This window comes from uncultured Proteiniphilum sp., assembly GCF_937873925.1.
Classification (GTDB): Bacteria; Bacteroidota; Bacteroidia; order Bacteroidales; family Dysgonomonadaceae; genus Proteiniphilum.
The window spans coordinates 25864-39587 of sequence record NZ_CALNAT010000221.1 but is presented as its reverse complement, the minus strand read 5'-3'; the positions used below and the strand labels follow the sequence as shown (position 1 = coordinate 39587).

Genomic DNA, 13724 nt, shown 5'->3' with positions numbered 1-13724 from the left:
AGTATTTTGCGGTTAATGATGGTAAAACAGATCCCATGACAATAAAGGCAATCCCAAAAAAAGCCATGCCAATACAGGCCGCTATGTAAACTAACGTTTTATTGTACTTCATACGATTATTTTTAGAGCCAAGAATCAAGACAAAAGAACCAAGACAAAAGCATTCCAGAACGTTTTCTCCTTTCTAAAAATGAGATGGAACAATTTAGGTTTACTAGTCATTATCAGTACATTAAAAATCTTTTCTTAAGAGACATAAGGCATTTTTATTTATCTTTTTGGGTGAGAACTATTCTATTCGCGTTAAGCTAAATGAGTAAAGCCAACTTGCTTGAGCTATACCATAGCGAGCGGATATCTAACTTCAGTGAATGGTTCTCATTCCCGTTTTATACTTTTTTTATGACTGATGTAAGCGCCAAATAACCGGCGCCGTATAGTCCGGCTTTCCCCTGTAAGATAGATTTTTCGTATTTCACCTCCTTTATAGCAATGGGCTGCGCCCATTTAGAAGCTTCTTTATAGATGCGGTCGATGAATTGTGTAGCAGGTCCGAACACGCCTCCACCCCATATAATTATTTCGGGATTTAACAGACTGACTAAATTGGCAGAGGTCATACCCCATAACTCTATCGCTTTTTCTATGACAGATTTTGCGAGAGGATCGCCATCGCTGACAGCGTCAAAGATATCTTTTGAGGATATACTATCAATCTCTTTCGTATAGAATTTGCTTTCTTTGAACAGAATACCTTCTTTCAGGATCTTTTTTGCCTGATGGGCGATACCGTTTCCCGAAGCATAACTTTCAAAACAACCACACCTCTCAAATTCCTTCGAATAGGGTGTTTCAATTCCAAACCATCCTGCAGCGCCTACAATATCACCCTTTCCATGGATTATATTTCCATCAATCAGAAGCCCGATCCCTATTCCCGTACCCACAGAAATATAAATCGCATTATTGGCATTTTTTGCAATGCCTTTCCATTTTTCGCCCAAAATATAACAGGTTCTATCGCTGGCAACGCTAATTATGATTTTGCTATTGCTGAAATGCTCTTCTATTTCTTTTTGAAGCGGATAGTTTTCCCACCCGCCAATGTTGGGAGCCCATACGAGTCCTGTCTTACTGTTTGCTATTCCCGGAACACAAATACCCAATGCTTCGATGTCATCCTTACGGTATCCCGATTGTTCCATTAATTCGTCGATTACCTGTAAAACAAGTAATCCTACTTCAAACTCTTTCCGATGTTCCAGAAGATGAGATATCTCGCAAAGTATCTTACCTCTTTTATCAAAGAGAGCGCCCGTAATTTTTGTGCCTCCCAAATCTATACCTACAACAGCCATGAATCGTCTTTTAATAATCGAATTTTAATTATTGGGGTTATTTCAATAATATGGACACCTTTGCTGTCAATCCGGGTGTTGATGTTCAGCGTATTACCGGAACTTCGCAACTCTTTTTGCGTCCCATTGATTACATCCCGCAGGGTATATACGCCGTCAGAGCCCATATACAGGTCTATATCAATTTCTTCACTACCGGCGCTATGGTTGATGATAAAAACGAGATGGCCGTCCTCCGTATCCTGCAGCCGGACTTCCACCTGGTCCGAAATTCGCCCGTCAAGCGATGTGGTGAAGGGTTTTTTAATTTTTGCCAATCTAATAAATTGATAAAGAATCTGTCATTTTCAAGATTTATTTTCTGAAAATTAGCCATTCCCATATATGTTCCTACAAGCATAGACTCACCCTTCCCGTATCGGGTACTTACAATAGACGGTTGTCCCTGTTATAACCTGAGAAAGGCAAATTACCCTTTACAGATGGACTGTTACGATAAAGTAGTATCGTAAGTAAGGAACCGCCACCTACGGAACCGTACGAGCGGTGGTGTGGGAGGTCGGAAAATAAAGTAGGAGGAAACTACTTTATTTTCCTCCTACTCGATTCAAGTCTATAGGTTAAAACCATCCGGTGGTTTGTGTCAGAGTATAGCCGGCGTCGGCATACTGCTCTATTTGCGCTTTTCCTACAGGCGCCAGGTAATTAAAATCCCCGAATAAGTCCCTTGCATTTGCGTTTGTGGGGATGTAGAATCCCACCATATCGCTTGCATTGGAGCCGTTGTATGTCACGATGGTTCCATCGGCTTTCTTTACTCTGGTGGTCGTAACGAGATAAGTGGGTAGTTCATTGGCTATATCAATCCACAACCCCAACATCGTATCCGGATATTTATTGTTATCCATATATTCCAGTTTTTTCCAACGTCGAATGTCGGCTAAACGGGTGTGTTCATATACGAACTCCATTCGGCGTTCGCGGCGAATTTCCCAAATAAGAGCCGGAACATCGCTATCGCGTGCAGGATCAAAAGAATCATTGATAAGAGCCAAATCCATTGCTGCTGTTTGTTGAACGCCCAATGCAATGGCTTCGTTGTCCAAAGGTCTGTTGCGTATAGCATTTATAGATATGCTTATATCTGCCTGGGTTACTGCCGTTCCACCTAATGTCGCCAGTTCGGCCTTCGCTTCAATCCAGTTCAACAATACTTCAGAATAACGCATTACGGGATAGTCGTTTGTATTTGTATTGCTTCCGTATTGAGGAGGTAGCGTTCCAACCCATGAAGATCCTTCGCGTGAAATAAATTTGCATGCATACAGAAGTGTAGATGCCTGTATGTGAGGATGACTGTAGAAAGTAGCTTCAAAGCGGGGATCGCGCGTTTTAATCATATTGGAGATGTTTAAAACGTTAGCGTTTGCAACACTTGAAGTCTGGTATGGTTTACCGTCATTGCAGATAAAGGCCTTTGCCAATGCCAAATTGGAGGATGGATTTTGAGATTCCCTTCCATTTGAATAGGAAGCCACAGCGTGTGTAGCATTGGCTGCGTCATAGTGTCTGTACATTAACACTTCCGGATGACCCTTTAAGTCTAACGAACCAAATAAACTCCTGAAGTCGTCTGAAATCGCGTACTTTCCTGTTCCAATCACATAATCGCCGGCTTCCTGGGCAAATTCAAGATACTTCTTCGCGTTTTCCTGACTGATGTTATGGTATTTTTGCCAGGTTCCTTCGTAGAGCATGATGCGCGTGATAAATCCAGCAGCAATGTCTTTATTCAGGTACATTGCGCCATCATTTGTCCGGATATTGGCAAAAGCAAAGCGTAAATCGTCATACACATGCTCCATGACTTCTTTTCTGGGTGTTCTGTCTTTATACATTTCGTCTGAATTGTCTTCTGAAAATGTTGCTCCATAATAGGGAACATCCCCGAACGACCAAACTAAACGGTGATATTCGAAGGCCCGAAAGAAACGAGCTACCCCCATCCAGTGATTGTAAGCCTCTTCCGATAAATAATTAACCCCTACTGTTTCAAGACGTTCTATCATGATGTTTATTTTGCGTACCCATCCAAAGTTCCAAGTGGCGCTGGCGTACTTGGTGAGCCAGAGATCGCTGGTAGAAGCCAATGAGGTAGATCCACGGCTTGAGGGAATGGCGTTCTCCAGGTTGCTTTGCGTACCGGTATAAGCCACATCGTCAGAAAAATAATAGCCGCGCAGAGGAGCATAATCCAGCCCATAACTCGAGCTGTACCCCACAAAATACTGCGTATAAAATTCATTTGCATATAAGCGGAAATCGAATTCGCTCCTCCAATACGTTTCATCATTGGCTTTTGTTTTCTGAGGGCGATCCAATATATCGTCGCAACCGACTGAGACAAGCACGACAATAAGTAGTGTATAAAATATATGTTTCTTCATTTTATGATCTTATTTAAAAATTTAATTGAAAACCAACTGACATCGATTTCATTGTTGGAGCTCCTACCCCCGTACGACTGGCGTTATAGTTTTCTTCATTGAACATTGAATAACCTTGCACTTCTTCCGGATCAATCGGGAGATCATTCAGGTTATCAAACGTCAGGAAGTTTTCCAAAGCAATGTAAACACGCGCTTTTTGAAGCCCTGTCTTCGTAATCAAATTGACAGGTAATGAATATCCGAAAGTCAGGTTCTTCATTCTTAAATAGGACATATTCAATAAATAACGAGTTTGGGGTACAATACCCAATGTTTCATTTGAACTGCCAAGATTATACGCGCGAGGATAGAACGCATCCGTGTGATCTTCCCTCCAATAATTACCGGCAATAGCCTGTGGCATGGCGCCGTCCGATGAATTATATCCGGGGATCGCCAAAAATCCATTTCCCCAGAGTTTACGCTTACCCACACCCTGGAAAAAAACGGAGAAGTCGAACCCTTCATATTCGGCTCCCAAACGGAATCCATATTCATACCGCGGAGTTGAATTACCAATGACTTTCCTGTCGCCCGGATCATCAACCGTACTGCTTCCCGGACTGATGTCCCCATCGCCGTTAAGATCAACAAATTTAGGGTCGCCCGGCCCCATCCTGTAATTACCGGCTTGAAAACGGTCCTGATATACACCATTCGGGTCAGAAAGCTTGTTTACGACTTTAGCTCCGGCAGTACCTGCTGCCACTTCTTCCCCGTACAATGCATAGGTGGTTACCATTTCATCATCTCCATCAGCTGTTTTAGTCCAAACAAAATCATCTTTTTGATATAAGCGATCGGTTTCATAACCCCATATTTCTCCGTACGTTTTCCCTACATACCAACCACTAACCAATTGAGTGTCGCTGTATTTCGTGATTTCGGTGGCAGCATCGGAGACGGTCACCATCGCATTGACAGATAATTTGTTGTTAAAGCGATGCGTATAGTCGAGCAATAGCTCCCAACCCTTGGTTCTTAATTCTCCCAGATTTTGTTTGGGTGCGCCTGTACCGTAAGCAAGGCTGACATTTGCACCGGGAATAATCATATCCCTGGTATCGCGCTGATACCAATCGAAAGTGATTCCAAATGAGTTTTTGAAGAGTCGGGCATCTATTCCCAAATTCAGCGTCTGGATATTTTGCCATCCGATTTTGGGTGAGACGGCCGCGGGTGGGGCTGCATAAAATAATTTGTTTCCATTTTCATCCAGATAAGAAATCGTACCGATTGTGATAGTGGGAACGTACAGACTGTTTGCTACTGTCTGGTCGCCGATGCTACCCCAAGACCCTCTTAATTTCAACGATGAAAGCGTGGGTTGCATGAACTGCATAAACGGCTCTTCACTTAGACGCCAACCTGCTGAAAATGAGGGGAACCATCTCCATCTCAAATTGGACGGAAACTTGGACGTACCATCGTAACGCAGGTTTGCTTCAAACAAATACCGCTCTTTAAACGCATAATTGACACGGCCGAAATAACCCAGTTGAGCATCCCAGTCAAAATCCCCGCCAACTGTTTCAGTACCTACGGCAAGGTTAAACTGAGGATTTGCGATATCCAACAATTTTGTTTTCTGCGACCAGTTCCACTCCGTTTCATACGTAACACGGTTTATACCCAACAAAAAATTAAAATTATGATCTTCATTCAAATTCAGGTCATACGTAGTAGTCATATTCCATGTGTTGCGTACCGATTTTTCCGAACGGCGGTATATATGGTCAGGATTGGAACCGCTTCCCGTATATTCGTATGTGTTCAACATAAAGGCAGGCATTGCTCCCGTGGTGGTAGATGAAACAACTTCACCGGCATCGTTGACATAAATGCGGTTGCCGTTATCATCATATTTTGCCACAGCAGCCACCCAGGAATCTGCCGCCGTATAACGTGTTCCAGGTTGTAATGTGATGTAATCATTCTTGGAATGATTATAGTCAACATCAAACTTCCAGTCTTTTGTTATATTCACCGTAGCGCCGATATTCACACTGGTATAGTCATTACTCCTTGAGGCTGTATTGGCTTGTTTAAGCTCGGAATAGGGGCTTCTGATTATGCTTCCGTTCTCATCATACCCCATGGGCATGGTGGGTCCCCAACGGTAAAGATAGAGCCACGGATCGGCGGTAGTGGAATTGGTTGCATACCCATATCTCTTTGCTCTGGCAGAGTACATGGCGCCTGCTCTTGCCGTCAGGTATTTGTTGATATCCGTGCTTAACCTCAATGATCCGTTGTAGCGTTTAAAGTCGTCGTGTTTTGCCGGTTCCATCAAACCGTCCTGACTTATATAACCCACACCGATATTGTAGGTGGTATTTAGTGTTTTTCCACTGACGGAAACATTGTGGTTCATGGAAGGAGTCCATTCTTTAATCATGTAATCATAAGGGTCGAATGTTCTTAACCCTATTTTGCGGTTATTGGCGTCTACATACCAGTCACGTCCATAAACGTATGGATCGTCTACGCCTATTTTCCCGTAATATTTTTCATGCCAGGCTTTGGCCTTCACCAGTCCTTCCTCTGTAATTTGCACAAAAGCGCCGGCTACTGTTCCGCCTGCGTTTTTAAAAGCATCCACGCTATACTGCAAAGCGTCTATACCGCCCATTTCCATCTTTTTGGAGATATTTTGCCAAGTGAAGTTTCCCGAATAACTCACATTCACGCGTTGCTGAGCAGCTCCTTTTTTGGTAGTGATAAGAATAACCCCGAAAGCAGCTTTCGCTCCGTAAATAGAAGCAGAAGCCGCATCTTTTAATACGGAAATAGATTCGATATCATCGGGGTTGACCATTAAGAGTGATGGTATTTCAACGTTATCCAATAGAATAAGCGGAGCCGACTTGCCTTCAATAGAGCCGATCTGTCCACGAACTTTGATCGTTGGATCAGAACCGATCTCTCCGCTTGGTATAACAATCGAAAGCCCCGGTGTAGTTCCTTGCAATCCGCGACCAACGTCGGTAATAGGACGTCCGCTCAATGCTTTACCTACATCCACGGTTGCAACCGCACCTGTAAGGTTTTCTTTTTTCTGCGAACCGTATCCCACGACCACCACCTCTTCAAGCGCTTGCATATCTTCTCTGAGTGTGATGTTGAAATTCGTGCTTCCCGTTGTATTGACTGTTTGGCTCAGATATCCGATATAAGTAATCCGTATAGTAGCATCGTTTGCTACATTGAGGGTAAAATTCCCGTTTGTGTCAGTAATGGTTCCGTTAGAGGTGCCCTCTTCAATGATATTGGCGCCTATAATGGATTCTCCGTTGATATCCCTTACGGTTCCGGTAATTGTTTTACCGGTTTGTTGAACTTCTTTAGTGTTGATTTTATTTTTAACGCTTTTTTTGTCTTCAACAGCCCCCGGTTTCTTTGAAATGGTGATCTGCCTGTTGACAATGGAGTAGGTCAGGGGGGTGTTCTTTAACAACATATCCAGTATTTCAACTATGGATTGATTATTAAAGGAGAGGTCAACCCTTGTTGATAGTTCACTTTCAGTGTTATCCATTACAAGGAACAAATAGTCGCTGTTTTTTTCTAATTCACGAAATGCATCTTTCAACGTTACATTTTTCAATTCGGCGCTGACCGTTTTGGACTGAGAATAGATACTTTCAGCCGTAACGGAAAAAATGCAAAGGAAAGTGATTAAAAAATAGATTTTCATAATTTTTAAAAACTTATCATTCTTTTTCGTGGTAAATAACTTACATATATACTTTTCTTGCATATCTTTGTGTTGAATTTTAATTTGTTACCAATAAATTATGATTCACTCTGTAGATCTTATGATCACTCGGGTCGAATAATGTTAGCGGCATTATTCGACTTTTTTTTATTTTTCTTCTCTCATAGGCATAAATAATTAATTTTGAGTTAATAATATGGATCCTTTAGTTATTGACGAATAAAAATTGTTTCATCGCTGTATTTATCATATTGTAAGTAAGTCATCTTTGAAAAAGCCTCAAGTACATCATTAAAGTTATCCGAAAGGAATAGTTTACCCGAACAGGTTTGGTCATACATATCCATATCCGGATCGTATTGGAATTCTACGTTATAGTATCTTCCTATTCTTTTCAATACCTCGTTCAGAGGAGTTTTATTTAATTGCATATAGCCATTTGTCCAACCGATATAATCCGATACATCTACCTGCTTACGCAGGATCATGCCGTTTTCGATCTCAGCCATTTCATTGGGTTGTAATTGTATGGCGCTGTTTTTGCTTTTCACCTCCACTGAACCGTTTACCAAAACAACGGACTCTCTTGTGTCTTCGGAATAGGAAGAGACATTGAAGGACGTTCCATAGACGATGATTTGAGAATGAGGGGTATTAATCACAAAAGAGGTATTGTTTTGCTTCACCACTTCAATGAAAATTTCTCCCTCCACATTGATCTCTCTTTTCTTTCCTGAAAATATGGAAGGAAATTCCATTTTCGTGCCGGAATTCAAGTGCACTTTCGATCCGTCTGCCAATATCAGGGTCGATCTCTTTCCATAGGGTACGATAAGCTTGTTGGCCTGATTATCGTTTAAATCTATCTCTTTTTGTGTAAGCGGATTTTGGATCACAGCGCTGTGACTTTTCTCTGAAAAATCCAAGGTGGAATTATTGTCGATCTCCAGAACGTTATTGCCGGTAAAAAGTTGTATATTGTTATTACTCATTACTTCTCCAATGGAAGATACCCCAGATCCCATGTTTTCAGATTTCCGGTGCAGAAAAAAAAGTGTGGAAATTAACGTAAGGAGCAAGACGGCGGCGGCAGATGAAATCAATATCCTGCGTAATCTCTTTCTCTTCTGTTTTTTAATTTTTGTGTTCAGCTTTTGCAGTATTGAGGTTTCACTGATCTGGAGTGTGTCCTGTTCATTCCGTATTATTTCAAATGCTTCAATAGCCTGGCTGAAAGGCTCTATGAGCTCTTCGTTTTCTTTGAGAAAATTCTTCCAGAAAAAATCCAGTTCTTTTGTGGAATGAATTCTCCAGTACACAAAAAGGTCGTCACATAGAAAATCCTTATGATCCATGATAAAATGATAGGAGGGAAAAAAGGAAGGGTAGTGTTTTTAATTGCCGGCTTTCTTTCATTTTTTGCAAAGCCCTATATGCCGATTTCCTTACTGTTTCGGGTTCCATTTCTAACAATGTTGCTATTTCTGTGAAAGATAGATTGAGATGATAATGGTAATAGATTATTTTCCTTTGTTTCGGCGGCAAAATTTTCAGTGATTGGTTGATTTTATTTTCGAGTTGCGATTGCGTTTCCTTCTCAATGATCTGTTCGACGACATTATCCTCATTCTCCAGAATGATATCGTTATAATTTATATGATTAATTCTGTTTTCCCCGTTATGAATATCGAATAGTCGGTTTTTCACGGAATGAAGCAGGTAAAACTCAATATTCCTGATATGGGTCAGCCGGTTGCGGGAGGTGTATATTTTATAAAAAACATCCTGTATGGCATCTTTGCACGCTTCTTCATCGAAACCGATCTTCAGTCCGTATGCAAAAAGTTCATTAAAATAAAAGCGGTAAAGCTCGGAGAAAGAAGCTTTGTCACCTTTCAGGAATTCTTGCCAACTGTCCGCATCCATTTTTACAGCTTCTCTTTATTTTACATAGGTCAGAAACGAATAATCGTACATATGTTTTCCGTCCGCTTTGTGTGTTTCGCGGTGAACCAATTCCCATTCATTGAGATCGACTTCCGGGAAAAAAGTGTCGGCATCATCGAACGTGTGATGGATGCGGGTGAGGTATAGCTTGTCGGCGAGATGAAGAGTTGAACGGTAAAGTTCTCCTCCGCCTATAATGAAAGCTGTCTCTTCACCTTTGCAACAAGCCAGTGCTTCGTCTACAGAGCGGACCACGATGCAGCCGGGATAATTCCCTGCCGTATCCGAGGTGATCACGATATTGGTGCGGTTGGGTAGGGCGCCTTTGGGTAGGGATTGATATGTTCTCCGCCCCATAATGACGCAATGCCCGCGTGTTGTTTCTTTAAAATGTTCCAGATCGCCGGGAAGATGACAAAGCAGTTCCCCGTCGCGCCCGATACCGTTCTGTTCGTCGAGCGCGACGATAATGGCAATAGGTGGAGTATTGTAATTCATCATATGCTGACAGTGCCTTTAATATGTGGGTGCGGATCGTAGTCCGTCAGTTCGAAATCTTCGAACCGGAAGCCGAAGATATCCTTTACATCGGGGTTGATCTTCATGTCGGGTAATGGCCGAGGTTCACGCGTAAGTTGAAGGTTCACCTGCTCCAGATGGTTCAGGTAAATATGCGCATCGCCCAAAGTGTGGATGAAATCGCCTTCCTGCAATCCGGCCACCTGTGCCATCATTTTCAGCAGCAGGGCGTAGGAAGCGATATTGAAAGGCACTCCCAGGAAAATGTCGGCGCTGCGTTGGTATAATTGCAGGCTTAGTTTACCATCGGCCACGTAAAACTGGAAAAAGGCGTGACAGGGTGGGAGATTCATATTGGGCAGATCAGCCACATTCCATGAACTGACGATGATACGGCGCGAATCAGGATTGTTCCGGATAGTGTCGACCACCTCCGCTATCTGGTCGATATGTCCGCCGTTATAATCGGGCCATGAGCGCCATTGGTAACCGTAGACATGGCCCAGGTCGCCCTTTTCGTCCGCCCATTCGTTCCAGATACGCACACCATTGTCATTCAGGTATTGCACGTTGGTATCCCCGTTCAGGAACCAGAGCAGTTCGTGAATAATTGATTTCAGGTGCAGCTTTTTGGTAGTGAGCACCGGAAATCCGTCGCTCATCCTGTACCGGCTCTGATGGCCGAATATGCTGATGGTACCGGTGCCGGTGCGGTCTTCTTTTTGGACGCCTTCGTCCAGTACCCGTTGCAATAGATCAAGATATTGTCTCATATTTTAGCATAAAGAGTAAAGAATAGAGATTGAAGAGCCAAAACATAAGGTATTTTAACCATACTTTTGTGTCAGAATTAGTCCCTTATTCTTTTTACATTAAAATTTTCTTTTCCAAAATTGTGGATAGGCAAAAATAACTCTTTTTTTATAGCATACAATCGAATGTTGAAAAGTAATTAGAATTGGCACTATTCACTGTGTGATTTTATTCCTCATCCCGGTAATTATCAGAACCCAATCGCAGAAGAAATTGTTTAAAGATATATATCCCCTGGGTATTTCAGAATAAGAGGCAGAAAATCAGATGTTTGTTATTTAGAATTAGATTATCAGTTTATTTTTTCGGATCTGTATACAAATAGAAAGGGTAAATAAGTTAAACTTTTTCCCTCTTTTACTGTTTTAAATTAAACGTAAGAACTTTTTTCAAGTCTTAGCTTACGTACAAGTTTTATGGGCTTCAAAAACTACGAATTATGAAGAAAAAATTATTTTTTTCCACCGTTTCTGTATTTTTTCTGCTTTTTTTAGGCTACGGCTGTTCTGGTGATGATTATTTATCGGATCGCGAAATTCAACAGATGATTGACAATTCGTTGAACGGGCAATGGCGAATAATTCCGTTTGAGGTGAAAAAAACGGATTGGGAATGGATTCCCGATGCCGGATATTATCAGGCGATATATGAACTACCGGAACTGACCCAAGATATTTATGAAGAGGGTGCCGTGTTGGGGTATATTTTCATAGGTCAGCAGGGTGAGGACGAAGTACAAAAATCGCTACCGTACCCACATACCTATTATGAAACGGATATAAATGGTAACGTTACAAATAAATATACAGAGACTATCAGTTACGATGTGCAATACAAGACTAACGGTGAAAGTTCGGTTGCTTTCTATATCCAGAATTCAGATTTGCTCCGAAGGGATGAATATGTATATAATTACAATTTCCGTATCGTGCTGATTTGGTAATTATCCGAACAGCGGGAACAGCGGCAGCGTGTCCGCCACGATAAAGGTACTACCGCCGATGAAAATAAGATCGTTTTTATCGCGTTTTTTATTTGACAGAAATTTTTCATATATTTGTTGTCCAATAACATAAAAGGAGGTTGTAATAATGAATTCTTCGGGCATTAAAATAGAAAAAGATCAAAAAGGAAGAACCCGTTACGTGAAAATTGACATGAAAAAACATGGAAATAATGAGTTACTCGAAGATTTTTTGGATATAGAAGAAGCAAAAAGTCGTCAAGGTGGTGAGACAATTTCTTTGCAAGAGTTTAAAGAAAGTATGGATAAACGTTTTGGAAAGTGTACACAGTTGTAATCCATAAAAAAGCTAAAAAAGAGATTGACAAAATTCCGGATGTTTATGCGATCAAAATTGCTGAAGCAATCTATGATTTGGCTGAAAATCCGCGTCCGGATAGATGTGTAAAACTGACCGGTTCTAATAATTATTATCGGATCCGTGTAGCGGATTACCGGATTATTTATTCTATTAAGGATAATATTCTGTATATCGAAATAATAAAGGTTGCACACAGAAAAGAAAGTTATAAAAGGAGGTAACCCACTATGACTTTGAAAACAGCGGCAGCGCGTCCGCCACGATAAAGGTACTACCGCCGATGAAAATAAGATCGTTTTTATCGGCGTTTTTTCGTGCTACCTCGACCGCGTGGGAAACAATAGGAAAGGTGAGGCCTTGCAGCCCGTGGGCGGCCGCTTTGTTGGCAAGTTCCACTTCATTCAACGCGCGTTCTACCGATGCCCTGGTGAAATAATAAACGGCATCCCGTGGCAAGAGGGAAAGCACCGTATCCACATCCTTGTCGTTTGCCATACCGAACACAATATGAAGCCGGTTGAAATTTTCCGACCCCAATTGTTCCGCTATATACCGTATCCCGTGGGCATTATGTGCAATGTCGCAGATGATCTTCGGCGAGGTTTGCAACTGCTGCCAACGCCCTATTAACCCGGTGATGGTAGTTACGTTGGCGAACCCTTCGTAAACAGCTTCTTTCGGGATGTCATACCCCGTTTCAAGGAGTACTTCTACCGCCGTCAACACCGTCCGGGCATTCTTGTCCTGTGCCAATCCCTTTAATTCACCTTTTACATCCGGATACCCGCTGGCGTGAAACAGCCATCCGGACTCTTTTCTCTCTGCCACAAAATTGTTCATATAAAGTTCCGCGAAAACAATAGGAGCATTCACGGATTGTGCTTTATCGATAAAAACCTGCGCTACTTCTGTATTTCCCATTTCACCAATCACAACAGGTGTATATGGTTTTATTATCCCCGCTTTTTCGGCGGCGATTTTCGGGAGCGTATCGCCCAACTGTTTCATATGATCGAATCCTATATTGGTGATGACGCTGAGGTCGGGGGAGAGAATGTTGGTACTGTCGAGCCGTCCGCCCAAACCCACCTCAATCACCGCCACATCTACCTCCTGCCGGGTAAAGTAGAGGAAAGCCATCTCCATGGTCAACTCGAAGAACGAGGGCATCACCGGCTCAAACCGCTCCCTGTATCGCTCTACAAATTCTACCACGAACTCCCGGCCGATCATCTCCCCGTTGACACGGATCCGCTCGCGGAAGTCGATCAGGTGGGGTGAGGTATACAGTCCCACTTTGTAACCCGATTCCTGTAATATGGCCGCCAGTAGGTGCGAAGTGGAACCTTTGCCGTTGGTGCCCCCTACATGGATGGTTTTGTAGCGGCGGTGAGGATGATCTAATATCTCGTCCAATGCAAGGCTGTTATCGAGTCCCTCCTTATACGCCTTATCTCCGATCCGCTGGTAGTCGGGCATCTGGCGGTACAGATAGTCAAGTGTTTCGTCGTAAGTCATTGTTTAATGTGCTAATATGCCAATGAGTCAATGTGTC

General features: G+C 42.4%; 12 protein-coding genes. 3 read left to right on the top strand and 9 right to left on the bottom strand.

All coding sequences use genetic code 11. The features are described from left to right. Window positions 1-389 precede the first annotated feature (389 nt). The 8 genes from Q0502_RS14860 to Q0502_RS14825 all read right to left on the bottom strand — a co-directional run bounded on the left by Q0502_RS14860 (window position 390) and on the right by Q0502_RS14825 (window position 10804). Entirely contained in the window at window positions 390-1358 is a 969-nt protein-coding gene (locus Q0502_RS14860; protein WP_298652331.1) for an ROK family protein, read from the bottom strand. Continuing rightward, on the bottom strand, window positions 1346-1675 hold the full coding sequence (locus Q0502_RS14855) for a hypothetical protein (protein ID WP_298652328.1): 330 nt from the start codon (window positions 1673-1675) through the stop codon (window positions 1346-1348). The genes Q0502_RS14860 and Q0502_RS14855 overlap by 13 nt, the downstream gene beginning before the upstream one ends. Window positions 1676-1978: 303 nt before the next feature. Next, window positions 1979-3805, bottom strand: coding sequence for a RagB/SusD family nutrient uptake outer membrane protein (locus Q0502_RS14850; RefSeq protein ID WP_298652325.1), 1827 nt, complete (start codon window positions 3803-3805; stop codon window positions 1979-1981). Between the two features lie 13 nt (window positions 3806-3818). Continuing rightward, entirely contained in the window at window positions 3819-7544 is a 3726-nt protein-coding gene (locus tag Q0502_RS14845; RefSeq protein WP_298652321.1) for a TonB-dependent receptor, read from the bottom strand. A 230-nt stretch (window positions 7545-7774) separates the two neighbouring features. Further along, window positions 7775-8920, bottom strand: coding sequence for a FecR family protein (locus Q0502_RS14840; RefSeq protein WP_298652318.1), 1146 nt, complete (start codon window positions 8918-8920; stop codon window positions 7775-7777). Next, complete coding sequence (locus tag Q0502_RS14835; protein ID WP_298652315.1) at window positions 8910-9491, bottom strand: sigma-70 family RNA polymerase sigma factor; 582 nt, start codon at window positions 9489-9491, stop codon at window positions 8910-8912. Before Q0502_RS14835 ends, Q0502_RS14840 begins: the two co-directional genes overlap by 11 nt. Window positions 9492-9506: 15 nt before the next feature. After that, complete coding sequence (locus tag Q0502_RS14830) at window positions 9507-10013, bottom strand: dihydrofolate reductase (RefSeq protein ID WP_298652312.1); 507 nt, start codon at window positions 10011-10013, stop codon at window positions 9507-9509. Beyond that, window positions 10010-10804, bottom strand: coding sequence for a thymidylate synthase (locus Q0502_RS14825; RefSeq protein ID WP_298652309.1), 795 nt, complete (start codon window positions 10802-10804; stop codon window positions 10010-10012). The genes Q0502_RS14830 and Q0502_RS14825 overlap by 4 nt, the downstream gene beginning before the upstream one ends. A 479-nt stretch (window positions 10805-11283) precedes the next feature. Here Q0502_RS14825 and Q0502_RS14820 point away from each other — a divergent pair, with 479 nt between their 5' ends. The 3 genes from Q0502_RS14820 (at window position 11284) to Q0502_RS14810 (ending at window position 12390) form a co-directional block, all read left to right on the top strand. After that, window positions 11284-11787, top strand: coding sequence for a hypothetical protein (locus Q0502_RS14820; RefSeq protein ID WP_298652306.1), 504 nt, complete (start codon window positions 11284-11286; stop codon window positions 11785-11787). A 148-nt stretch (window positions 11788-11935) separates the two neighbouring features. Next, entirely contained in the window at window positions 11936-12145 is a 210-nt protein-coding gene (locus tag Q0502_RS14815) for a hypothetical protein (RefSeq protein WP_298652303.1), read from the top strand. Next, window positions 12130-12390 carry a type II toxin-antitoxin system RelE/ParE family toxin gene (locus Q0502_RS14810; RefSeq protein ID WP_298652300.1) on the top strand — a complete coding sequence of 87 codons (261 nt, stop codon included), beginning with the start codon at window positions 12130-12132 and terminating at the stop codon, window positions 12388-12390. The genes Q0502_RS14815 and Q0502_RS14810 overlap by 16 nt, the downstream gene beginning before the upstream one ends. Before the next feature lie 4 nt (window positions 12391-12394). On the opposite strand, the gene Q0502_RS14805 is transcribed toward Q0502_RS14810, so the two are convergent. Beyond that, complete coding sequence (locus Q0502_RS14805; protein WP_298652298.1) at window positions 12395-13687, bottom strand: folylpolyglutamate synthase/dihydrofolate synthase family protein; 1293 nt, start codon at window positions 13685-13687, stop codon at window positions 12395-12397. Window positions 13688-13724 lie beyond the last annotated feature (37 nt).

Excerpts from the sequence above, each read along its gene's own strand:
- Q0502_RS14860 (WP_298652331.1), bottom strand. The coding sequence starts at position 1,358 with ATGGCTGTTGTAGGTATAGATTTGGGAGGCACAAAAATTACGGGCGCT.
- Q0502_RS14850 (WP_298652325.1), bottom strand. The coding sequence starts at position 3,805 with ATGAAGAAACATATATTTTATACACTACTTATTGTCGTGCTTGTCTCA.
- Q0502_RS14845 (WP_298652321.1), bottom strand. The coding sequence starts at position 7,544 with ATGAAAATCTATTTTTTAATCACTTTCCTTTGCATTTTTTCCGTTACG.
- Q0502_RS14840 (WP_298652318.1), bottom strand. The coding sequence starts at position 8,920 with ATGGATCATAAGGATTTTCTATGTGACGACCTTTTTGTGTACTGGAGA.
- Q0502_RS14835 (WP_298652315.1), bottom strand. The coding sequence starts at position 9,491 with ATGGATGCGGACAGTTGGCAAGAATTCCTGAAAGGTGACAAAGCTTCT.
- Q0502_RS14830 (WP_298652312.1), bottom strand. The coding sequence starts at position 10,013 with ATGATGAATTACAATACTCCACCTATTGCCATTATCGTCGCGCTCGAC.
- Q0502_RS14825 (WP_298652309.1), bottom strand. The coding sequence starts at position 10,804 with ATGAGACAATATCTTGATCTATTGCAACGGGTACTGGACGAAGGCGTC.
- Q0502_RS14820 (WP_298652306.1), top strand. The coding sequence starts at position 11,284 with ATGAAGAAAAAATTATTTTTTTCCACCGTTTCTGTATTTTTTCTGCTT.
- Q0502_RS14815 (WP_298652303.1), top strand. The coding sequence starts at position 11,936 with ATGAATTCTTCGGGCATTAAAATAGAAAAAGATCAAAAAGGAAGAACC.
- Q0502_RS14805 (WP_298652298.1), bottom strand. The coding sequence starts at position 13,687 with ATGACTTACGACGAAACACTTGACTATCTGTACCGCCAGATGCCCGAC.